The following is a 22184-nucleotide window of genomic DNA, read 5'->3' on the forward strand; positions in this document are numbered from 1 at the left end:
CGTGCGGTCAGGACAGCCACCAGTGGGCGGCGACGAGTTCGCAGACGAGGGTCTCGGTCAGCAGGGCCACGTCCGGATCGTCGTCGTGGCGGTAGCGGACGGAGGCGGCGGCGCCGGGGACGTCGCCGCCGACGGCCAGGACGGTGGAGCCGCGCTCCCGGATCCACTCCATGGCCTGTCCGTCGTAGCGGGAGCCGGGGAACAGCACGGCCCGGTAGTCGAGGGTCTTGGTGAGGTAGACGTCGACGTGCGCCCAGTCGCCGGTCTCGCAGGCGTCGGCGGCCCGGCGGGGCCCCTCGCGGAACATCAGGGCGGACTGCTCGGCGGACGACAACCTCTCGGCCGGGGCGATCGTGTAGACGCCGGCCGGGCCGTCCAGCAGGGCCATGGCGGGCTCCAGCCACTCGCCGCGCCGGTCCAGCAGGTCGGCCGTGGCCTCCGCGCTCCGGCGCAGCAGCGCGGGCACGTCCGGGCCCGCGCCGGTCAGGCGGCCGTTCAGGGCCAGCAGCAGGGCGAGGGTGTGCTGGAAGGTACGGCAGGCGACGCCGCCCCGCTCCTCGCCCGCGAGCATCGGCACGACCAGGTCGGCGCCCTCGGTGATCGGCGAGTCCGGCCGCTCGGTCATCGCCGCCACGAAGGACCGGCCCCGGTGCCGCGCGACCGCGTCCAGGGTCTCGCGGCTGCCGCCGGTGGCGGAGACGGCCACGACCAGGGTCTTCGGATCGGCCGGGTAGGAGAGCGAGGCCGAGGCGTACTCGGCGGCGGCGTCGATCCCGGCGGCGCGCAGGCGGAGCGCGGCCACCCCCGCGGCGTACCGGGAGCTGCCCATGCCCAGGAGGAGGACCCGCCGGATCCCTTCCGGCGGCAGCGCCCCGAACGGGTCGCCGGCCTCCAGGGCGTCGGCCAGGCCGGCCAGGGCGGCGGGCTTGGCCTCCAGGTCGGCGAGGTACAGCTCGGGGTTCACGTCGTCTCCTCGGTCAGGTCGGGTCGGGGCGGGCCAGGTTAGATCAGGTCAGATCGGGGCGGGGCGGGACGCGGACGGACGGCGCCGGGCCCGGGTGCCGGCGCGCGTCGTCATCCGGGATCGCCGGCGGGTCGGGTCTGCGCCCGGCCGTGCGGCGGCGGGTGGTCAGCCGTACCAGGAGCGCAGGACGCCCATGGGGGCGTAGCGCCAGCGGGGCAGGTGGCGGGCGGCGTAGACGAGCTCGCGGCACTCCTGTTCGAGGGCGAACGCGCTCAGCAGCCCCTCGTGGAGCAGGTGGGCGTGCCCGCGTTCGCGCAGGCGACCGGTGTAGGCGTCCCGCAGGGAGAGGGTCGCCCGCGCCGCCCACCGCGCGGTCGCGGCGGGGTCGGCGCCCCGGCGCCGGATCGCGATCTGCCCGGCGTGCTCCAGGCTGGTGGACAGCTGGGCGAGGTCGCGGGCGGCCGGCTGGTAGGGGTCGGTGTCGGAGACCGTCGGGTTGCCGTCGAAGTCGACCACGGCGTAACCGCCGGACCAGCGGAGGATCTGGCCGACGTGCAGGTCGCCGTGGATGCGGATCAGCGGGGTCGCGTCGTGGCCGTTCAGAGCGCGGAACCTCTCCGCCATGAGGCCCGCGCGGGCGGCCAGCCACTCGCCGTCCTCGCCGTCGGTCAGCGCCAGCGCCTCGCGGAGCGCCGCCTCGGCGCGGGCGGCCCACGGTCCCGGCGGGCGCGCGTCCGGTCCCGGGTCGCCGGGCCGATCGGGTCCTCCGCTCCCCGGGCTGTGGGCGAACGGTCGCTCACGCGTGTCGGGCGGGAGCCGTACCGGGTCGGGGAAGGTCTCCGACGGGGTGGCCAGGGCGACGTGCAGGTCGGCGGCGAGCGCGCCCAGTCCGGCGGTGAAGTCGGTGCGGCCCGCGGCGGCCTCGTCCACGCACCATTCCCAGCCGTCCCGGGCGTCCGGCAGGTAGGCCGTCACCAGGGCGAGGAGCTCGCCGCCGCGGGTGAGCGCCGCGTAGGGCGCGGCCGTGGCGGTGAAGCCGACCGCCGACAGGTGGGCGAACATCTCGGGGGCGGGCTGGGGGAGCGGAGCGGGAGGTGTGAGCCATTTCACTACGACGGTCTCGCCGACGACCACCGAATGGTTGGTCTGGTCGACGTCGAAGCCGCGTTCAACCGCCCCGGCGGGCAGGACGGGCAGCGGGTGGAAGCGGGTGACGTCGTACGGTGCGGGAACGTGCCATGCCAGGGCGGACAGCAGCTCGGCGGTCCGGCCGTCGCCGGCGCGGGGGGCGCCGGCGAGGCGTTCCCATATTGAAGGTCCGTTCAGCAAACAGATCAAGCTTCCACGTGGTGATGTCGCGATCAGTGTTGCTCAAGTTGATGTTGCCTGCAACACTCCTGCTTTGGTCTGTCACGTCCGAAACGACCGAACCACCCTCATACATCTGAATTATGAAGGAGTAGCGGCTGTGTCCCGTTCCCGGTACACCCGTCGTCTTCCGGCTGCCGCAGTGGCCGCCGGTCTCGCGCTCGCACTCTCGGCGTGCGGCGGGGAGGCCGCCGACACCGCCGCGTCCCCCGCGTCCGGCGCAGCCGTCGACCAGCTCGACCCCAACGCCGACCTGTCGAAGCAGAGCCTCACGGTGACCGTCTGGGACGGCTACACGCCCAAGGAACTGCCCCAGGAGATCAAGAGCAAACTCAAGTTCGACCTGAAGGTCACGCTGCACGACACCAACGAGGTCGCGATGGCGAAGCTCACCTCGGGCGCCGACACCGGCATCGACGTGGCCTTCGTCTCCGGGCAGTACGCCCAGGCGCTCAACGAGGCCGGGCTGCTGGAGCCGCTCCACCCCGAGCTGATCCCGAACCTGGCCAATCTCTACCCCGAGGCGAAGGAGCTGGCCTACGACAAGGGCAACACCTTCTCCGTCCCCTACACCTGGGGCACCACCGGCATCTGCTACCGCGAGGACCTGGTGAAGGCGGTGCCGTCCAGCTGGAACGACATCCTCGACCCGCCCGCCGAGGCCAAGAAGAAGGTCACCATGATGACCACCGAGCGCTGGCTGGCCCTGCCCGCCATCAAGGCGCTCGGCTACTCGGTCAACACCCGCAGCGACGAGGAGCTGGCCAAGGTCAAGGAGAAGCTGCTCGCGGCCAAGCCGAACCTGCTCGCCTACGACGACACGACCTTCGGCGACCGCCTGAAGAGCGGCGAGGCCGTCATGGTCGAGGCGTGGGACGGCTGGTGCCCGACCTCCGAGAAGAACATCAAGTTCGTGGTCCCCAAGGAGGGCAGCGACCTCTGGGTGGACACGATGGTCATCCTGAAGTCCTCCAAGAACAAGGAGGCCGCGCACGCGTTCATCAACCACATCCTGGACCCGAAGGTGCACGGCTGGGCCGCCTCGAACATCCTGTACAAGGTGCCGAACAAGGCCGCGATGGACATCGTCGACGCCGACCTGAAGGAGCAGAACACGCCGCTGCAGATGAGCCCGGCGGACCTGCTCCAGGGTGAGTCGATCATCGACCTGGGCGAGGACTCGGCCAAGTTCACCCGCCTGGCGACCGAGGTCGCGGCGAAGCAGTGACCGGTTCCACCGTCGTCTCCGGCGCGGCCGCGGCATCGCGGTCGCGCCGGTCGCGCGCGCTGGGGCGGCTGGTCTTCCTCGGGCCCGGCCTCGCCTACCTGATCGCGTTCCTGCTGATCCCGCTGGCGCTGGTGCTCGGCTACACGGTGTTCCGCCGCGGACGGTTCGGCGGCGTCGTCTACGAGGTGACGGGGGAGAACTTCACCCGGCTGCTGGACCCGCTCTACCTCGAGGTCGTGCTCGGTTCGCTGAAGCTGGCCACGATCGCCACGGTGATCGCCCTGCTCGCCGGGTATCCGACGGCGTACCTGATCACCCGGCTGCCCCGCCGGTGGAAGACGGTCGCGCTGATCGCGATCGTGCTGCCGTTCTGGACGAACTTCCTGGTCCGCGTCTACGCCTGGATCGTGCTGCTGAGCGGTCCCGGCCTGCTCAACGGCGCGCTGGAGAAGGTCGGCCTGGGCCCGTACGAACTGCTCTACGGCCAGGGCGCGATCGTCACCGGCCTGGTCTACTCCTACCTGCCGCTGATGGTGCTGCCGCTGTACGCCGCGATCGAGCGGCTCGACCCGCAGCTCCGCGAGGCCTCGGCCAATCTCGGCGCCTCGCCGGCGCGCACCTTCTTCTCGGTGACGCTGCCGCTGACCAGGTCCGGGGTGGTCACCGGGTGCCTGTTCGTCTTCGTGCCGAGCTTCGGCAACTTCATCGTCCCCGAGCTGCTCGGCGGCGGGCGCTCGATCATGGTCGGCAACCTGATCAGGGACCAGTTCCTCAAGGCCCGCGACTGGCCGTTCGGCTCCACGCTCGCGCTGGCGCTGCTGGCCGTGCTGATCGTCCTGCTGCTGCTGCAGGCCTGGAGTGCCCGTCGTGCGTAAGCCCCGACTGCTGTACGTCCCCTTCTGGGCGACCTACCTCTTCCTGTACGCGCCGATCGTGGTGCTGGTCGCCATGTCGTTCAACTCCGGCGGCTCGCCGTACTCCTTCGACGGCTTCAGCCTCAAGTGGTACGGCGAACTGGCCGGCAACGCCGAGATCCGGCACGGCCTGGTCAACACCCTGATCGTGGCCGCCGGGGCCACGGCCCTGTCCACGGTGCTGGGCACGCTGCTGGCGGTCGGCATGGCCCGGCACAGCAGGTCGAAGGCGCTGGACGCGATCGGCGTGCTGCCGGCGGTGCTGCCGGACCTGGTGCTCGGCATCGGCCTGCTGATGTTCTACGTCTGGGTGAAGATGGAGCTCGGCCTGCACTCGGTGCTGCTGGCGCACGCGGTGTTCGGCACGGCGTTCGTGGCCGCGGTGGTCCGCACCCGGCTCGCGCACGCCGACACCTCGCTGGAGGAGGCCTCCCGCGACCTGGGCGCGACCCCGGTGACCACGTTCTTCCGGATCACCCTGCCCCAGCTCGCGCCGGGCATCGCGGCGGGCGCGCTGCTGGCGTTCACGCTCTCCGTCGACGAGTTCGTCATCGCGTTCTTCACCTCGGCGCCGACCGAGCCGACCCTGCCCATCGTCATCTACTCAATGGTCCGCTTCGGGGTCACCCCGGAGATCAACGCGCTGGCCACCGTGCTGCTCGCGGTGAGCTTCACCGTGGTGATCGCGGCCCAGCGGATGACCCGACTGACGGAGTCCCTTTCCTGATGCTGCAGATCACCGGTGTCAGCCGCCGCTTCGGAGACGTGACCGCGCTGTCGGACGTCTCCCTGGAGATCCGCCAGGGCGAGTTCTTCGCCCTGCTCGGCCCGAGCGGCTGCGGCAAGACCACGCTCCTGCGGATCCTGGCCGGGTTCGAGTCGCCGGACGCCGGCTCCGTCACCCTCGACGGCGCCGACCTGCTGGGCAGGCCCGCGCACCGCCGCCCGGTCAACCTGATGTTCCAGTCCTACGCGCTGTTCCCGCACATGACCGTGGCCAAGAACGTCGCCTACGGCCTGGAGCGGGAGCGGCTGCCGAAGGCGGAGGTCCGCACCCGGGTCGGCGAGGTGCTGGAGAAGGTGGGCCTGACCGAGGCGGCCGGGCGCAGGCCGCACCAGCTCTCCGGCGGCCAGCGGCAGCGGGTCGCGCTGGCCCGCGCGATCGTCAAGCGGCCGCGGCTGCTCCTGCTCGACGAGCCGCTGTCCGCGCTGGACAAGCAGGTGCGGGCGGAGATGCAGCTGGAGCTCAAGCGGCTCCAGCACGAGGTCGGCATCACCTTCGTCGTGGTCACCCACGACCAGGAGGAGGCCATGTCGCTGGCCGACCGGATCGCGGTCTTCAACGCGGGCCGGGTGGAGCAGGTGGACGAGCCGGTCGCGCTCTACGAGCGGCCGCGCACCCCGTTCGTCGCCGGGTTCGTCGGCGCGGGCAACCTCTTCCCGGGGCGGGCGTGCGCGGTGGGCCTGGCCGCCGATGGGCTCGGCGTGCTGCCCGGCGCCTCCGACCTGCCGGACGGGACGTCCGCGCTGCTGGCCGTACGGCCGGAGCGGGTGCGGCTGGCGCCCGAGACCGCGGAGGGCGCCGGCACGCTGCGGGGCGAGGTGGCGGACGTGAGCTTCTACGGCGGCGTCTCGCACGTCTCCGTCGCCGTGCCGGGCTGCGAGCGGCCGGTCCTGGTGGCCGTCCAGGGCGCCACCCGGGCCCGGCCGGGCACGCGGGTGGCGCTGTCCTGGGCGCCCGAGGACGGGGTCCTGGTGCCTCAGTGAGACGTCTTCAGCGGGTTGCCCGTGACCGTCCGGGCGTAGGAGAGGATCAGGTCCGCCGCCTCCTCCGGGCCGATCACCGGGTGGCGGGCCGTTATGCGGTAACCGTACGCGTCCTCCAGCGCGACGAGGTTGCGCGCGATGACCAGGGAGTCGTCGGCCAGCGTGAAGGTCCCCAGGGCGCTGCCGGTCTCCAGGATGCTCTGGTACATCGAGACCTGCCGGTCGTAGAGCGTGGTGAGCAGCAGGGCGTACATCCGGTTGCGGGAGGCGGCGCCGCCGAGCTCGTTGAGCAGGCGCACGTCCGGGTCGTCCGGGCCGTGCGGCAGGCCGGAGCGGATGGTCACGACGAGCTTCTCGGCCGGGTCGCGCATGCCGCTGATCCGCTTGAGGCGCAGCTCGTAGAAGCGCTCCATCCCGGCGTGGTGGGCGTCCACCAGCAGTTCGCCGAGGTTGGGGTAGTGGTAGAGCACCGCGCCGGAGGTCAGTCCGGCCTCCTCGGCGACGTGGTTGAGGCCGACGCCGTCGGTGCCGTGCCGGATGATCGCCCGGCGCGCCGCGTCGATGAGGTCCACCCGTCGGTCCGACCGGCTCTTGCGCGCCATATTTCCCCGTTCGTCACCCTTGGTTTATGCCGGGGTCCATAGTGACCGCTGTCCGGCATTTCCGCTAGATCAATATTTAAACCAGTATTCACCAGATTCCAAAACCCCTGATCTCGGAGGACACGATGGCTCTTACGATCCTGTTCATGCCGGAGAGCGCCTACGGGCCGACGAACAACTGCATCGGCATCGGCGACATTCTTCGTAAGCGCGGCCATCGGGTCGTTTTCGCTGCTGAAGCCTCGTGGAAGGGGAAATTGACGGCGCTCGGCTTCGAGGAGGACCTGGTCGACCTCGCCCCGCCGGCGGAGGAGGAGCAGGACGCCGGGCAGTTCTGGAAGGACTTCATCCGCGACACCGCGCCGGAGTACCGCAAGTCCACCGCCGAGCAGCTGGAGACGGTGACCAAGCCGATCTGGGACGCGCTCATCGACGGCGCGAAGTACTGCGAGCCGCAGCTCAAGGAGATCATCGAGCGGGTGCAGCCGGACGTCATCGTCGAGGACAACGTCATCGCCTTCCCGGCGCTGGTGACCGCGGGCAAGCCGTTCGTCCGCATCGTCTCCTGCAACCCGCTGGAGGTCCGCGGCGAGGGCGTGGCGCCGGTCTTCTCCGGCCTGCCCGCCGGCGACCGCTCCGAGTGGGACGCCTTCCGCGCCGAGTACGACCGGACCCACCGCGAGATCTGGACCGCCTTCAACGAGTGGGTCGTCGAGCAGGGCGCCCCCGCCCTGCCGGACCTGGACTTCATCCACGAGGGCGACCTGAACCTCTACGTCTTCCCGGAGATCGCCGACTACACCGACGTCCGGCCGCTGGGGCCGAGCTGGCACCGCCTGGACTCCTCGGTCCGCGAGACCGACGAGGAGTTCGAGCTGCCGGAGGCGCTGAAGGGCGGCGAGGGGTCGCTGGTCTACTTCTCGCTCGGCTCGCTCGGCTCGGCCGACGTGGAGCTCATGCAGCGGGTGATCGACGTGCTGGCCACCACCCCGCACCGCTACATCGTCTCCAAGGGCCCGCTGCACGAGGAGATCAAGCTCGCCGGCAACATGTGGGGCGCGGAGTTCCTGCCGCAGACCAAGATCCTGCCCCTGGTGGACCTGGTCATCACGCACGGCGGCAACAACACCGTCACCGAGGCGCTGCACTTCGGCAAGCCGATGATCCTGCTGCCCCTGTTCTGGGACCAGTACGACAACGCCCAGCGCGTCCACGAGCTCGGCTACGGCGTGCGCCTGTCCACCTACGGCTTCGCCGACGCCGAGCTGACCGGGGCGGTGGAGCGGCTGCTGGGCGACGCCGCCCTGCGCGGGAGGCTGGCCGCCGCCGGCGAGGAGATCCGCCGGCGCGACGGCCTGCGCCGCGCCGCCGACCTGATCGAGCAGGCCGGCACCGGGGCCTGACGGCCGACCACATCTACCAGGGACGTTCCATGGGCATTCTGATCAACCCGGCGACGGGCGAGCCGCTGCACGAGGCGCCCGACACCCCGGTCGCGGAGGTGGCGGCGGCCGTACGGCGGGCGCGGGCGGCCTTCGCGGAGTGGGGCTCGGCGACCCCGGCCGAGCGGGCGCGGGTGATGCTGCGCTTCGCCGACCTCGTCGAGGCCGACGCCGAGGAGCTGACCCGGCTGGAGGTCGCCGAGACGGGCAAGCCCGCGGCGGTCTTCCGCGACGGCGAGCTGCCCTTCGCGGTCGACAACCTCCGCTTCTTCGCCGGGGCGGCCCGCTCGCTGGACGGCACCGGGGCGGGGGTGCTCAGCGCCGGCTACACCTCGGTGCTGGTCCGCCGCCCGGTCGGCGTCGTCGCCTCGATCGCGCCCTGGAACTTCCCCCTGGTGATGGCGGTCTGGAAGGCCGGTCCCGCGCTCGCCGCGGGCAACGCGGTGGTGGTCAAGCCCGCGCCGCGGACGCCGGGCAGCACGCTGCGCCTGGCGGAGCTGTTCGCGGCGGCCGGCGCGCCCGCCGGGCTGTTCCAGGTGGTCCTCGGCGACGCCGAGGCCGGCGGGGCGCTGGTGGACGACCCGGGCGTGGACATGGTGAGCGTCACCGGTTCCACCGAGACCGGCCGCGCCGTCATGCGCGGGGCGGCCGGTTCGCTGAAGCGGGTCCACCTGGAGCTCGGCGGCAAGGCCCCGGCCCTGGTCTTCGGCGACGCGGACCTGGCCGAGATGGCCCGGGGCGTGGCGATGGGCGCGACCTACAACACCGGCCAGGACTGCACGGCCGCCACCCGCGTCTACATCTCCCGCGAGGTCTACGACGAGGCCGTCGAAGCGCTCCGCGCGACGCTGGAGCGGATCAGGCCGGGCGACCCCTGGGACCCGGCGACCGACATCGGCCCGCTGATCTCCGCCGGGCACCGGGACCGGGTGCACGGCTTCGTCGAGCGCGCGGTGGCCGAGGGCGCCTCGGTGCTCTGCGGGGGCGCCCCGGCCGAGGGCCCCGGCTTCTACTACCCGCCGACGCTGATCGCCGGAGCCCGCCAGGACAGCGAGATCGTCCAGGGGGAGCTCTTCGGACCGGTGCTGGTCGCCCTGCCGTTCGACGGGGAGGACGAGGCGGTACGGCTGGCCAACGACACCCCCTACGGCCTGGCCTCCTCGGTCTGGTCGGCCGACGTCGCCCGCGCGCTGCGCGTCTCGCACCGCCTCGACGTGGGGGTCACCTGGGTCAACGACCACCTGCCGATCGCCTCGGAGGCGCCGCACGGCGGGGTCAAGGGCAGCGGCTTCGGCAAGGACATGAGCCAGGAGGCGGTCCAGGAGTACTCCGTGACGCGCCATCTCATGATCAAGCACCAGGCGCCGGAGGCGAGGGACTCCTTCCGGCCTGCCTGAAAACGATGGGTGATTAGTGCCCGAATATCCCATTTATAGGGATTTGTCGATAGTTACTCCATTCGTAGTGACGATAAAGGATGTGCTCAAATTGCTTCCGCCGCTTCCCTACTCGGCGAGGGGTTACCTAGGCCAGTGAAGACACAAGACCGCCGGAGCCACCGGCCGGTGGGAGTGCTCGGCAGCCTCCTGCCCGCCAACTGGCGTGTGCGTCCCCGTCTGGTCGCGCTGATCCTGCTCCCGACCGTGGCGGCCGTACTGCTGACCGGGCTCCAGCTGACCACCGCGCTGTCCACGGCGACGGAGTACCGGCGGATGTCCGAGGTCGCCTCGCTCGTCGAGCGGCTCGGCGTCCTCTCCCACGAGATGGCCCTCGAACGCGACCTCACCGCCTGGTTCATCGCCGACCAGCGCCGGCCCGCGCGCCTCGTCAAGGTCAGGGAGCAGCGCGAGGTCGTCGACCGGAGCGCCACCGAGACGCTGAAGGCGGTGGCGGCCATCAGCGGCGAGCACGCCACCCGCGTCCGGACCGAGGCCTCCCAGATCCGCCGCTGGCTGCACGGCCTCCCCGGCCTGCGCCGGCTCATCACCGAGGGCAGCGTGCTCCCGCGCGCCGCCCTCGGCATGTACTCGCGGATGATCGCCGACTTCGTCACCCTCCACGACGACCTCGGCCGCAGCGGCGGCGACGAGCGCCTGACCGGCGACTCGCTGGCGCTGGGCGCGCTGTCCCGGGCCAAGGAGCAGGTGGCCAGGCAGCGGGGCATCCTCCTGGTCGCCCGCCTCGAGGGCGGCTTCGACTTCGACGACCCCGCCGACTTCCTGGGCGCCTACCGCAGCCAGGTGAGCGAGGTGGCGGCCTTCCAGGCGACCGCGAGCGCGGCGCAGAACAGGCGCTTCCGCGAGCTGGTCGGCGGTCCCGAGGTCGACCGGGCCGACGCCACCCGCGCCCTGGTCATGTCCCGGATGCGGGAGAACAGGAGCCTGGGCACCGTGGGCATCCGCAGCTGGTTCGACTCCTCCACCGCGATCGTGGACGGCATGCGGACGCTCGAGCGCGACATGGCCGCCGCGGTGGTCGCGCGCAGCCAGGAGCTGGAGGGCGCCGAACGGCGCAGCGCCATGATCTCCGGTGGCGCGATCCTGGTCCTGCTGGTGCTGATCCTGCTCATCACCGCCTGGGTCGCGGGCACGCTGGTCCGCCCGCTGCGCAGGCTGCGCAGCGAGGCCCTGGAGGTGGCCGGCAGCAAGCTGCCCGAGACCGTCCGCGTGCTGCGCGAGTCCGGAGACCTGGCCCCGAACATCGAGGTGCCCTCGATCGGCGTGATCTCCCGCGACGAGATCGGGGAAGTGGCCCGGGCCTTCGACGAGGTCCACCGCGAGGCCATCCGGCTGGCGGGCGACGAGGCCCGGCTGCGGGCCAACGTCAACGCGATGTTCGTCAACCTCTCCCGGCGCACCCAGTCGCTGGTGGAGCGGCAGATCGACCTCATCGACGACCTGGAGCAGGGCGAGCAGGACGACGACCGGCTGGCCAGCCTCTTCAAGCTCGACCACCTGGCCACCCGCATGCGCCGCAACTCCGAGAACCTCCTGGTCCTCGCGGGCCAGGAGCAGAGCCGCCGGTGGAGCGAGCCGGTCCCGCTCGGCGACGTCGTGCGCGCCTCGCTGTCGGAGGTCGAGAACTACGAGCGGGTGACCCTCCGGGTGGAGGCCGGCACGCTGATCATCGGCCAGGCCGTCAACGACATCGTCCACCTGATCGCGGAGCTCGTGGAGAACGCGATCTTCTTCTCGCCGCAGGACACCAAGGTCACGGTGACCAGCAACGGCAACGAGATGGGCAGCGTCGTGCTGGCGGTCACCGACTCCGGCATCGGCATGAGCGACGAGGAACTGGCCGAGGCCAACCGGCGGCTGGCCGAGCCGCCCGCGGTGGACCTGTCGGTCTCCCGCCGGATGGGCCTGTTCGTGGTCGGCCGCCTGGCGCTGCGCCACGGTATCCGCGTCCAGCTCCGCCGTCCCGAGGCCGGCGGCCTCAGCGCCGTCGTCCTGCTCCCGCCCCGGGTGGTGGCCCAGTCCATGCGGCCCGACCCGGCGGCCCTGGCCGCCGCGGCCGCGGGCCGGGCGGCCACGCCGGAGGCGGACCCGTTCGCCGCGGGCCTGCGCCAGGACCCGTTCGGCTCGGCGCCCGCCGGTGTGGGAGCCGGGACGAGGGCCGGTGCGGGGACCGGTTCGTTCGGTCCGGGGCACCCGTCGTTTGAGATGTCCTCCTTCGGGGCGTTCCAGTCGGCCGAGGCCCCGCTCGCGGCGCCCAGCCCGGCGGAGGCCCCGCCCGCCGCACCGCCGATGCCGCCGGTGCGCCGGCCTGGCGAGCGGCCCCCCTTCGGGATGCCTCCGATGGACGACACGCCGTTCGGCGCGCCGCCCGGGGCGAGGCCGGCCGCCGGCCCCGCTCCGGCCGAGGCCGGTCCGGCTCCGCAGGCCCCCGCCGGGCCGCCGCCCAGCGTGGCGGACCTGTGGTCGAAGCCGGTGGTGTCGGCCTCGGAGGTGGAGAGCCTGTGGTCCTCGCCGCTGACCCCGACCCCCGCGCCGCCGTCCCGGCGTCCGGCCCAGCCGTCTCAGCCGCCCCAGCCCTCCTGGCAGGACCAGCCCTCCTGGCAGGAGGCGTCGGCCGCCCCCGAGCCGTCTGCGTCCCCGGCGTCCCCGGCGTCCCCGGCGTCCTGGCAGGACCGGTCGGCGCAGCCGTCCTGGCAGGAGGTGTCGGAGGCGGATCCGTGGTCGCCGCACCGGCTCGACCCGGGCGAGAACACGCAGACGCTGCCCGCGGTCGGGGTGTCGGCGACCGAGCCGGAACCGGAGGAGTTCCTGCCCATCTTCGCGGCGGTGGGCTCCGACTGGTTCCGTAGCAGCATCCCCGCCGACAAGACGGATAAGCCGGATGAGACCGCCGGGTCCGGGCCGGTCGAGGACTCCGGGGCCTCCGGGGTCTCCGGGGCGGAGCACCGGTCCGCGCCCGCGGCGGCGGCCGAGCGGCAGCCCTGGAGCAGCACCCCCGCCGACCAGGGATGGGCCGCGGCCGAGGCGGCCAGGAAGCCCGCCGAGGGCGGCCTGACCGGGGCGGGCCTGCCCAAACGGGTGCCCAAGGCCAACCTGGTCCCCGGATCGGCTCCCTCCGCGCCCGCGGCGCCGGTCTCCCCGATGCCCCCGATCTCGGCCGAGCGGGTGCGCAGTCGTCTGTCCAGTTTCCAGCAAGGTGTACGGCAGGGTCGCGCCGAGATGAACGAGCGGTCCAACGCCGCCGAGGGAGAGAAGCAGTGAACCACCAACTCAGTCAGGCCGCCCGGGGCTTCAATTGGCTGATCACCGAGTTCGTCAAGGAGATGCCCGGCGTCGCCCACGCGGTGATCGTCTCCGCGGACGGCCTCCCGCTCGCCTACTCGCAGGGCTTCCCGAAGGACCGCGCCGACCAGCTCGCCGCGATCACCGCGGGTCTGATCAGCCTGACGCAGGGGGCCGCCCGGGTCTTCGAGGGAGGGCCGGTGGTGCAGACCGTGATCGAGATGCAGCGGGGCCTCCTGCTGACCATGTCGATCAGCGACGGCTCGGCGCTGGCCGTACTGGCCTCGCCGGACTGCGACATGGGCCTGGTGGCCTACCAGATGACGCTCCTGGCGGAGCGCGCGGGGCAGACGCTGACCCCGGCCCTGCGGGCGGAGCTCCAGGCATCTCAGCGGTAGGCGGCCGTCACTCGCGCAACAGCAGGACAATAACCGATAAGGAGGGATAGCATCCGATGAACGAGCCGCCGCCTCAGGCCAAGAGCGGGCGAGATCGTCTGATCCGTCCGTACGCTGTGACCGGGGGAAGGACCGCTCCTCGGACGCAGCTCGCGCTCGAGGCGCTGGTCTCCTCGGCGACCGCTCCGAGTGTGGATCCCTCCATGCTCTCCACAGAGTGTCAGGCGATCATCTCGATGTGCCGTCAGGTGCGTTCGGTCGCCGAGATCTCGGCCCTGCTGCGCATGCCGCTGGGCGTGACTCGGGTGTTGATCGCGGACATGTCGGCCGAGGGCCTGGTACAGATCCACCAGCCGTCGCTGAATGCCGGAAAGCCGGATCTCAACTTGCTTGAAAGGGTGCTCAGTGGGCTTCGCAGGCTCTGACGCCGGGATGACCTCGACGAAGATCGTCGTCGCCGGCGGCTTCGGTGTCGGCAAGACGACCTTCGTCGGAGCGGTCTCCGAGATCATGCCGCTGACCACGGAAGCGGTCATGACGGAGGCGAGCTCGGGGGTGGACGACCTCTCGCACATCCCGACGAAGCGGACCACCACCGTGGCGATGGACTTCGGCCGGGTCTCCCTGGACCGGGACCTGATCCTGTACCTGTTCGGTACGCCGGGCCAGCACCGGTTCTGGTTCATGTGGGACGACCTCGTCAAGGGCGCGATCGGCGCGATCGTCCTGGTCGACACCCGGAGGCTGGCGGACAGCTTCCCGGCGATCGACTACTTCGAGGAGGCCGGCCTGCCGTTCGTGGTCGCCCTGAACGGCTTCGGCGGCGCCCACCTCCACGGGGAGGAGGAGGTGCGGGAGGCGCTGACGATCTCTCCGCACGTCCCGATCGTCAGGACCGACGCCCGGTCCCGCGAGGCGGTGAAGTCGACCCTGATCACCCTGGTCGAGCACGTCCTCACCCTCCGCGTCTGACGGTTCCCGGCCGTTCCCGGCCGTTCCCGGCCGGCCTCCGGCGCGGGCCCGCCCTTCCCGGCGGGTCCGCGCCGCGTCAGCCGGTCCGGCGGGCGCTCCGGTGCCAGGCGAGCACGCGCCGCTCGACCCGGAGGAAGAGGGAGTTGAGCACGAACCCCAGCACTCCGAGGAGCACGATGGCCGTCCACATGGACGCGATGTCCACCTGGCTCTGGGCCACCAGCATGTGGTAGCCGATCCCCTCCGTGCTGCCGACGTACTCCGAGATGATCATCATGATCAGGGCCAGCGCCACGCTGATCCGCAGGCCGGCGAAGACCTTGGGGGCCATCGCGGGCAGGACGACCCGGAGGAGCTGCGCGGTCCTGGAGACGCCGAACACCTCGCACGTCTCCAGATAGGCGCGGTCCACGTGCCGCGCACCGTCCAGCGTGTTGATGAGGACGGGCCAGACGACGCCGAAGACGATGGCGGCGAGCTGGAGGGGCGTGCCCACCCCGGTCAGGGTCATGGCGATCGGGATCAGCAGCGGCGGCGGGATCGACCGGAAGAAGTGGATCAGCGGGTTGACGCAGTCGTACGCCGAGGCGGAGCGGCCCAGCGCGACCCCGGCGACGACGGCGACCGCGCACGCCGCCGCCCACCCCAGCAGGAGGCGGCCCAGGCTGGGCAGCAGGTGGTCGACCGCCTCCTGGGTGAGGAAGAGGCGGCCGAGCGGCCCGGAGAACCACAGCTCGTGCAGGCGGACCAGGATCGCGGAGGGCGGCGGGAAGTAGACCGCGCCGGCGAGCCGGGCGGCCAGCTCCCACCCGAGGAGCGCGACGGGGACGATCCACAGCCGGGCGATCCACGCCGCCGCCGAGGCCGCGCGGTCCCCGGCTCCGCGCGCGGTCATGCGGCTCCCTCCCCGACCTGCGTCCGGTGCCAGCGGAAGGCCCGCCGCTCCGCCCCGCTGAGCACGGAATTGACCAGCAGGCCGATGACCCCCGTCCAGGCGGTGGCCGCGATCATCAGATCCCGGCGGTTGCCCGCCGCCGCGTCGCTGACGAAGGTGCCGATGCCGTCGCCCCCCGCCACGAGCTCGACGCTCACCGCGACGATGAGGGCGACCGAGGCGGAGATCCGCACGCCCGTGGCGATGAAGGGCGCGGCGCTGGGCAGGGACACCCGGCGTACGACGGCGTAGCGGCCGAAACCGAAGCTCTGCAGTGTCTCCTTGGCCAGCGGGTCGACGTCGCGCAGGCCGTAGAGCGTGTTGATGAGCACCGACCAGTAGGAGGTGTACACGATCAGCGCGATCTTCCCCTGGTCCGCCAGGGCGAAGAGCGCGAGGGGCAGCAGCGCCACCGAGGGGATCGGGCGCAGGAACTCCACCAGCGGCCGCACGGCGCGCTCGGCCCTGGGGAAGGTGCCCAGCACCAGCCCGGACGGTACGGCCGCCGCGGTGGCCAGCAGCAGTCCGGCCGCGGCCGAGGAGAGGGTGTCGCCCACCCCGGCGAGGAACTCTCCGTCCAGCAGGAGGCCGAACGCGCCGGAGAGGACGGAGGAGGCCAGCGGGACGGCGTACGGGTCGACGACCCCGGTCCTGCCCAGTGCCTCGGCGACGAGGAGGAACCCCGCGATGCCCAGGGCACCGCGGAGCGCCGTTCCGGTGTTCATTGCGGGGCTGCGGCCAGCAGGGAGGCGGCGTCCACCTTGTTCTTGGTGATCGCGAACTCGGAGAGCAGGTCGGCCACGCGCTGGACCCGGGTGGGGTTCAGCGAGGTGGAGAAGGTGCCCATCGCCATGGTCGCGGCCACGTCGGCGGGGATCTGCGTGAAGGTCGGGATGACCTTGTTGAGGGCCTGGCGGTCGGACGCCGCGATCTGCTGCGCCTTGCCGATCGCGCGCTGGAAGGCCGCGGCGGTCTTGGGATGCTTGGCGATCCAGTCGTCGGTGGAGGCCCAGCCGTCGAGCGGGAGCCCCTCCGTGGGACCGGACAGGGTGTCGATCAGCAGGGTGGCGCCGAGGTCCTTCTGCGCGGCGGAGATGTAGGGCTCGGTGAGCCACGCCGCGTCGACGGTGCCCGCCTTGAGCTGGGCGAGCTGGTCGGCGAAGGGCACGGGCACGAACTTGACGTCGGACGGCGCCAGGCCGTGGACCTTCAGCTGGGCGCTGACGGTGACCTCGCCGAGGGCCTTGACCACGTTCACCGCGATGGTCTTGCCCTTGAGCTGCTTGGGTTCGCGGATGGGGGAGTCCTTGACGACGACGACCCCGTTGACGCCGGGCGCCCCCTGCTGGGACTCCGCGAGCATCTTGAGCTTGGCCGCGCCGGAGTCACTGATGGTGATCAAGGAGACGTAACTGGTCAGGAAGGCGTCGATCTGACCGTTGAGGATTTTCGGCATGACCGCCTGCGGAGCCTGGATCGTCTCCGTCTTGATGGTCAGGCCCTCCTCTTTGAAGAAGCCCCTTTCCTGCGCGATGAAAAGCGGAGCGGAGGAGGGCACCGGTACGACGCCGATGGTCAGTTCGGTCTTCTCAAGGCCGTTGGACGCCGCCGGTTTCTCCGCTTCGGTGCCGGAGGTGCCGCATGCGGCGAGTGTCAAAGCCGTGGCGAGTCCGATGAGGGAGTTGCGGATCACGCGTTTGTTTCCCATGGAACCTCCTTAACCGGAAGCCGCGTTCTCCCGTATCGGTCCCATGCGGGAGAAGGTCGCGGCACGACGGCGCGTCAGCCTAGCGGATACGTGATCGTTAAAGCGAGGCGGCGGATATTACTTAAATAATGGCCTGTCCGAAAACGGGGAGCGAAATGCGCCCGGCGACTTCCCGGCGACCCGGAATGCGCAGGCCGCCCGGCGACTTCCCGGTGGCCGGGAACGCGACCCGACGGACGACGGAAGGGGCGGGCGGGCGACGCCACGTCGCAGGCGGTTCCCGTCCGGGCCGGGGAAGGGGGTGCCCGGGTCGGACGGGGTCGTCCGCATGGCGCCGGACGGCCCGCGCGGTCGCCTCGGTGGCGCGTATCCGGGATCCGCCCCGCCCTCGGCGGCCGGCTCGCCGCGGCAGGGCGCCGCCGTCCCGGCGGAGGGCCGGACGTTCCGGCGGAGGGTCGGACGTTCCGGACGCTGCTTCAGCGTCGGCGGCCACCGGCGTTTTCCCGTACTCCTCACCACCTGTTATGCAAGGAGTGCGGGAGGGAAATCTGTTGAACGGTCGTCCAGGAAAGGCCGGAGGCTTTCCGGTCCCGGGTGCGCCTGTGCCGTTCGGATTTCCGCAGGGAGGGCCGGGAGGTGTGCGGTGGAGTCGCGGAAGAACCGGACCGGAAGGACGGCGACCCGGAAAGCGTCCGATGCCGCCCGGGCCGGGCGCCGCTGAATCGGGCCGCTGATCTGCAGTCCGGCGGAGCCGGCCGAGGAAACGGTCGCCTGCTCATAGGGCGGATCCGGGCGGGGGCGGCGGCCCGGCGAGGGGATTTCGAAAGCCGTATTAATTGAACTGCGATTGAAGAGCGGTCGGGCCGGGGTTCATCCAGGACGCCTTGACCGATTTGTGGATGTTTTCTCCATCTCATCCAGTTATGCACTAAAAGGGGGACTTGATACTGGAGTGATGGGGTAATTTAATCGACATTCCCCGCCCTGCGATCCCACCATTAACGGAGGCCGCCGCCTGCTGCCGGGCGGCCTTCTCCGCTTTCCTTCTGGAGGACGCATGAAACTCCGTTCGTCGTTCGCCGGTCTGCTGACGCTGGCTCTGATGGCGGTCGCCGGGTGCGGTGGCGCCGACGAGCCGACCGGGGCGTCCGGGGCCTCTGCGGGCGGTTCCGGCCTGGAGAAGACCACGATCAACATCGGCACGATGCCGGTCGTCGACACGGCCCCGCTGCAGATCGCGATGGAGAAGGGCCTGTTCGAGGCCGAGGGCCTCGACGTCAAGCCGAGCGTCCTGGCGGGCGGCGCGGAGGCGATCCCCAAACTCAAGGGCGGCAGCCTGGACGTCAGCTTCGGCAACTACGTCTCCTTCTTCGGCGCGGCGGCCAAGGGCGCCATCGACCTGAAGATCGTCTCCGACGGCTTCCAGAGCGCGCCGAAGACGCACGTGATCATGGTTCCCAAGGACAGCCCGATCCGGACCGTCGCCGACCTCAAGGGCAAGACCATCGCGGTCAACACCAAACGCAACATCGGCACGATGCTGGTCCGCGTGGCGGGTAGGGCGCACGGCATCGAGATCGACGAGGACGAGAACTTCGCGGAGTTCCCCTTCCCGGAGATGGAGGGCGCGCTGAAGGCCGGCACGGTCGACGCCGCCATCGTCGTGGAGCCGTTCGGCACCTTCATCGGCCGGAACATCGGTGCCCGGGTCGTCTGGGACACCTCCCAGGGCCCGACCGCGGACTTCCCGATCGCCGGCTACGCGGCGACCTCGGAGTTCGTCGCCGCCAACCCCAGGACCGTGGCGGCGTTCCAGCGGGCGATGCGCAAGGCCCAGAAACTGGCGGCCGACCGGGCCAACGTGGTCGCGGCCATCCCGAAGTACACCAAGATCCCCGCGTCCGCGGCCGATGGCCTCGCCATCGGCGCCTTCCCCACCGCGCTGGACGCCGCCCGCCTCCAGCGCGTCGCCGACAGCATGCACGAGTACGGCCTCCTCGATGCGCCGATCAAGGCGCAGGACCTCGTCTTCGCCGGCGAATGACCGCCATCCGTGCCGTCCGCGGGGTGATCGGGGTCTGCGCGGCGGTGGCGCTGGCCGAGGCGGCCGCCCGGCTGGAGGTCGTCGACCCGGAGCTCGTCCCGCCCGTGTCCGCCGTGCTGGTCCGCTCCGTCACGCTGGCGGGGGACCCGGTGTTCCTCGCCGGCATGGCGGACACGGTGCTGGCCTGGCTGGTCGGTCTGGCCCTGGCCCTCGTGGCGGCGGTCGCGGCCGGCGTGGTGCTCGGATCGGTCCCGTGGCTGAGCGTGCCGAGCCGGATCGTGGTGGAGTTCCTCCGCCCGATCCCCTCGGTGGCGCTGATCCCGCTGGCGATCCTGCTGTTCGGGTCGGAGACGGAGATGAAGGTCTCCCTGATCTTCTACGCCGCGACCTGGCCCATCCTGCTCAACACCCTCTACGCCCTGCGTGACGTGGACCCGCTGGCCAAGGAGACCCTGCGCAGCTTCGGCTTCGGGCCGCTGGCGGTGCTGTGGCGGGTCTCGCTGCCCAGCGCCGCGCCGTTCGTCGCGACCGGTGTGCGCGTCGCCGCGGGCATCGCGCTGGTCGTGGTGGTGGGCGCCGAGCTGCTGAGCGGCGGGACGAGCGGCCTGGGCGTCTTCCTCATCGAGGCGGGCAGCGCCGGGGGCAACACCGACGTGACGCTGGCCGGCGCGGTCTGGGCCGGGACGCTCGGCCTCCTGGTGAACGCCCTGCTGGTCAAGGTCGAGCAGGGCGCCTTCCGCTGGCACTTCGCGCGCACCGGAAGGGCGGCGGCATGAGCCCGCGGCCCGGTACGGCGGGCGGGACCGGTCAGGTCCTGCGGGGGCTGTTCTCCCGGCTCTGGCTCGCGGCGCTGCTGCTCGCCGGCTGGGAGGCGGTCACCCGGATCGTCGGGGAGAGCTACTTCCCCCCGCCGTCGGAGATCGCCGTCACGATGCACGACCTGTGGTTCTCCGGTCCGGCGAGCCGGCTCTTCCTCACCGAGGACGCGCTGGAGGACTTCGGGCACAGCCTGTACAACCTGTTCGGCGGCTGGGTGCTGGCCTGCGTCGCCGGGGTCGCGGTCGGTGTCGCGCTCGGGCTCTCGCGCCGGCTGTCCGACTACGTGGAGCCGATGGTCCACTTCGGGCGGGCGATCCCCCCGCCCACCCTGCTCTCCTTCTACGTCGCGGTCTTCAGCCTCGGCACGCCCATGCAGGTGGCGACCATCGTCTCCGGCGTCGTCTGGCCGGTGCTGCTCAACACCGTCGACGGCGTCCGCACGGTGGACCGGCTCCACCTGGACACCGCCGAGGTCTTCGGAGTGCGGGGCGGCCGCAGGCTGCTGCGGGTCGTCCTGCCCGGCGCCGCACCGAAGATCGTGGCGGGACTCCGGATCAGCCTGGGCATCGCGCTGATCCTGATGGTCCTGTCCGAGCTCGTCGGCAGTACGGCGGGCATCGGATCCCTCCTCATCGGAGCCCAGCGCAGCTTCGAACTGCCCGAGATGTGGGCCGGGATCATGCTGCTCGGCCTGCTGGGATACCTGCTCAACGCCGCCTTCGTCGCCGTGGAGCGGCGGGCGCTCGGCTGGCACCTGAACGCACGGGAGGCGGCGTGAGCCTCCGACGGACACCGGGGAAGACATGCGAGTACTGATCATCGGCGGAGGCATCGGAGGACTGGCCACCGCGCTGAGCCTGCACGCCGCGGGCATCGGCTGCACGGTCGCCGAGTCGGTCACGGAGCCGCGCCCGCTCGGCGTCGGCATCAACCTGCAGCCCCACGCGGTGCGCGAGCTGACCGAACTGGGCCTGGGGGAGGAGCTCGCCGGGCTCGGCATCTCGATGAACTACTTCACGTTCACCGACAGGTACGGCGGGGTGATCCTCCCGCTGCCCCGCGGGACGATCGCGGGGTACGACTGGCCCCAGTACGCCGTCCACCGCGGCGAGCTGCAGATGACGCTCCTGGCGGCGGTGCGCGAGCGCCTGGGTCCCGGCGCGGTCCGCACCGGTCTCTCGCTGGAGGACTTCGAGCAGGACGGGACCGGGGTCACGGCGTCGCTGCGCGACGTGCGCACCGGCGAGACCCTGAAGGAGACGGCCGACGTCCTGGTGGGCGCGGACGGCGTCCACTCGGTGGTGCGCGCTCGCCTGCACCCGGACGGCGGGCCGCTGCTGTGGAACGGCATCCGGATGTGGCGGGGCACGGCCGAGGGGGAGTCCTTCCTCGACGGGGCCACGCAGGTCGTCGCGGGCTCCAACCGGTCGGCCAAGTTCGTGGTCTACCCCATCGCCCGGCGGGGCGGCGGGCGGGTGCTGATCAACTGGGTGGCCGAGGTGCTGACCGGCGAACCCGGCCCCGTCACGGCGGCCGACTGGTCCCGGCGGGGCCGGCTGGAGGACGTGCTCCCGCACTTCGAGGGCTGGCGCTTCCCCTACCTGGACGTGCCCGCCCTGATCTCGGCCTCCGAGCGGATCCTGGAGTACCCCATGGTGGACAGGGACCCGCTCCCCCGGTGGGGCCGGGGCCGGGTCACCCTGCTGGGGGACGCCGCGCATCCGCTGTACCCGATCGGCGCAAACGGCGGTTCGCAGGCCGTGCTGGACGCCCGGGTCCTGGCCAGGGAACTGGCCGTCGCCGCCGATCCCGTCGCGGGGCTGGCCGCCTACGAGGCGGAGCGCCGGCCCGTCACCGGCGAGCTGGTGCTGGCCCACCGGGAGCTGCCGATGGAGAAGACCATCGCGCTGGTCACCGAGCGGGCGCCGGACGGGTTCGACGACATCGCCGACGTGCTCACGCCGGAGGAGCTGGCGGAGATGGCCGCCGCGCAGCGCCGGATCACCGACACGGACGTCAGGTTCCTCAACGAACGGGCCTCGTGGAGCGTCACCCGCGGCTGACCCGGTCTCCGCCGGCGGGCCCGGGAGCGGTGCGGAAAGGAAACGGGAGGTGTACGGCCCTTTCCGCCGCGCATTCGCCGTCCGATCCGGAATCGGGCTCCGGGCGGGCGGCGGCCCCGAAAGGGAAAGCACGGTACGGCGGCCGCCTCGGCCACCGGATTCCATCGTTCTGCGGCCGGACGGCACCGGATCCGTGAATCCGGGCGATTCCGGATCCACGGA

20 protein-coding genes are annotated in these 22184 nt (G+C 71.7%); 14 read left to right on the plus strand and 6 right to left on the minus strand.

All coding sequences use genetic code 11. The features are described from left to right. Positions 1-7: 7 nt before the first annotated feature. Together HS048_RS11340 and HS048_RS11345 are read right to left on the minus strand one after the other, a co-directional pair. On the minus strand, positions 8-964 hold the full coding sequence (locus tag HS048_RS11340) for an SIS domain-containing protein (protein WP_196466924.1): 957 nt from the start codon (positions 962-964) through the stop codon (positions 8-10). A gap of 165 nt (positions 965-1129) precedes the next feature. Further along, a complete protein-coding gene (locus tag HS048_RS11345; RefSeq protein WP_196466925.1) occupies positions 1130-2302 on the minus strand; it encodes a hypothetical protein in 1173 nt (390 codons plus the stop codon). Between the two features lie 130 nt (positions 2303-2432). Here HS048_RS11345 and HS048_RS11350 point away from each other — a divergent pair, with 130 nt between their 5' ends. From HS048_RS11350 to HS048_RS11365, 4 genes are read left to right on the plus strand one after another with little or no spacing between them, the layout of a single operon-like run. Continuing rightward, positions 2433-3560: a spermidine/putrescine ABC transporter substrate-binding protein gene (locus tag HS048_RS11350; RefSeq protein ID WP_196466926.1), complete on the plus strand. Its 1128-nt coding sequence runs from the start codon at positions 2433-2435 to the stop codon at positions 3558-3560. Beyond that, positions 3557-4435, plus strand: a complete 879-nt coding sequence (locus tag HS048_RS11355; RefSeq protein ID WP_196466927.1) for an ABC transporter permease — start codon at positions 3557-3559, stop codon at positions 4433-4435. The genes HS048_RS11350 and HS048_RS11355 overlap by 4 nt, the downstream gene beginning before the upstream one ends. After that, positions 4428-5201, plus strand: a complete 774-nt coding sequence (locus HS048_RS11360) for an ABC transporter permease (RefSeq protein WP_068895318.1) — start codon at positions 4428-4430, stop codon at positions 5199-5201. The genes HS048_RS11355 and HS048_RS11360 overlap by 8 nt, the downstream gene beginning before the upstream one ends. Continuing rightward, positions 5201-6241, plus strand: coding sequence for an ABC transporter ATP-binding protein (locus HS048_RS11365; RefSeq protein WP_068895041.1), 1041 nt, complete (start codon positions 5201-5203; stop codon positions 6239-6241). Before HS048_RS11360 ends, HS048_RS11365 begins: the two co-directional genes overlap by 1 nt. On the opposite strand, the gene HS048_RS11370 is transcribed toward HS048_RS11365, so the two are convergent. Then, a complete protein-coding gene (locus tag HS048_RS11370; protein WP_231647198.1) occupies positions 6235-6813 on the minus strand; it encodes a TetR/AcrR family transcriptional regulator in 579 nt (192 codons plus the stop codon). The two genes, HS048_RS11365 and HS048_RS11370, sit on opposite strands and share 7 nt — an antisense overlap. A gap of 155 nt (positions 6814-6968) precedes the next feature. On the opposite strand from HS048_RS11370, the gene HS048_RS11375 reads away from it, so the two are divergent. From HS048_RS11375 to HS048_RS11400, 6 genes are all read left to right on the plus strand, one after another. Then, a complete protein-coding gene (locus tag HS048_RS11375) occupies positions 6969-8246 on the plus strand; it encodes a glycosyltransferase (RefSeq protein ID WP_196466928.1) in 1278 nt (425 codons plus the stop codon). Between the two features lie 29 nt (positions 8247-8275). Then, positions 8276-9682 (plus strand): aminobutyraldehyde dehydrogenase, encoded by a 1407-nt coding sequence (locus HS048_RS11380; RefSeq protein ID WP_196466929.1) that lies wholly within the window; start codon positions 8276-8278, stop codon positions 9680-9682. A gap of 135 nt (positions 9683-9817) precedes the next feature. Beyond that, positions 9818-13003, plus strand: coding sequence for a nitrate- and nitrite sensing domain-containing protein (locus HS048_RS11385; RefSeq protein WP_196466930.1), 3186 nt, complete (start codon positions 9818-9820; stop codon positions 13001-13003). Continuing rightward, positions 13000-13422, plus strand: coding sequence for a roadblock/LC7 domain-containing protein (locus tag HS048_RS11390; protein WP_068895050.1), 423 nt, complete (start codon positions 13000-13002; stop codon positions 13420-13422). Before HS048_RS11385 ends, HS048_RS11390 begins: the two co-directional genes overlap by 4 nt. Before the next feature lie 56 nt (positions 13423-13478). After that, positions 13479-13847: a DUF742 domain-containing protein gene (locus HS048_RS11395; RefSeq protein ID WP_068895052.1), complete on the plus strand. Its 369-nt coding sequence runs from the start codon at positions 13479-13481 to the stop codon at positions 13845-13847. A 7-nt stretch (positions 13848-13854) separates the two neighbouring features. Further along, positions 13855-14394 carry an ATP/GTP-binding protein gene (locus tag HS048_RS11400; protein ID WP_068895054.1) on the plus strand — a complete coding sequence of 180 codons (540 nt, stop codon included), beginning with the start codon at positions 13855-13857 and terminating at the stop codon, positions 14392-14394. Positions 14395-14470: 76 nt separating this feature from the next. Here HS048_RS11400 and HS048_RS11405 read toward each other — a convergent pair whose 3' ends face one another. Genes HS048_RS11405 through HS048_RS11415 form a run of 3 tightly spaced genes read right to left on the minus strand, consistent with a single transcriptional unit; the run spans position 14471 to position 17036 of the window. After that, positions 14471-15289 (minus strand): ABC transporter permease, encoded by an 819-nt coding sequence (locus HS048_RS11405; protein ID WP_196466931.1) that lies wholly within the window; start codon positions 15287-15289, stop codon positions 14471-14473. After that, a complete protein-coding gene (locus tag HS048_RS11410) occupies positions 15286-16053 on the minus strand; it encodes an ABC transporter permease (protein WP_196466932.1) in 768 nt (255 codons plus the stop codon). The genes HS048_RS11405 and HS048_RS11410 overlap by 4 nt, the downstream gene beginning before the upstream one ends. Continuing rightward, a complete protein-coding gene (locus tag HS048_RS11415) occupies positions 16050-17036 on the minus strand; it encodes an ABC transporter substrate-binding protein (RefSeq protein ID WP_191895935.1) in 987 nt (328 codons plus the stop codon). Before HS048_RS11415 ends, HS048_RS11410 begins: the two co-directional genes overlap by 4 nt. Positions 17037-18093: 1057 nt before the next feature. On the opposite strand from HS048_RS11415, the gene HS048_RS11420 reads away from it, so the two are divergent. Genes HS048_RS11420 through HS048_RS11435 form a run of 4 tightly spaced genes read left to right on the plus strand, consistent with a single transcriptional unit; the run spans position 18094 to position 21962 of the window. Next, positions 18094-19080 carry an ABC transporter substrate-binding protein gene (locus HS048_RS11420; RefSeq protein WP_196466933.1) on the plus strand — a complete coding sequence of 329 codons (987 nt, stop codon included), beginning with the start codon at positions 18094-18096 and terminating at the stop codon, positions 19078-19080. Continuing rightward, positions 19077-19856: an ABC transporter permease gene (locus HS048_RS11425; RefSeq protein ID WP_068895064.1), complete on the plus strand. Its 780-nt coding sequence runs from the start codon at positions 19077-19079 to the stop codon at positions 19854-19856. Before HS048_RS11420 ends, HS048_RS11425 begins: the two co-directional genes overlap by 4 nt. Beyond that, a complete protein-coding gene (locus tag HS048_RS11430) occupies positions 19853-20677 on the plus strand; it encodes an ABC transporter permease (RefSeq protein ID WP_196466934.1) in 825 nt (274 codons plus the stop codon). Before HS048_RS11425 ends, HS048_RS11430 begins: the two co-directional genes overlap by 4 nt. 25 nt (positions 20678-20702) lie before the next feature. After that, the gene (locus tag HS048_RS11435; RefSeq protein WP_196466935.1) at positions 20703-21962 is read left to right on the plus strand and encodes a flavin-dependent oxidoreductase; all 1260 of its coding nucleotides are present in this window, start codon (positions 20703-20705) and stop codon (positions 21960-21962) included. Positions 21963-22184: the final 222 nt, after the last annotated feature.

The organism is Planomonospora sp. ID91781, assembly GCF_015711595.1.
GTDB classification, from domain to species: Bacteria; Actinomycetota; Actinomycetes; order Streptosporangiales; family Streptosporangiaceae; genus Planomonospora; species Planomonospora parontospora.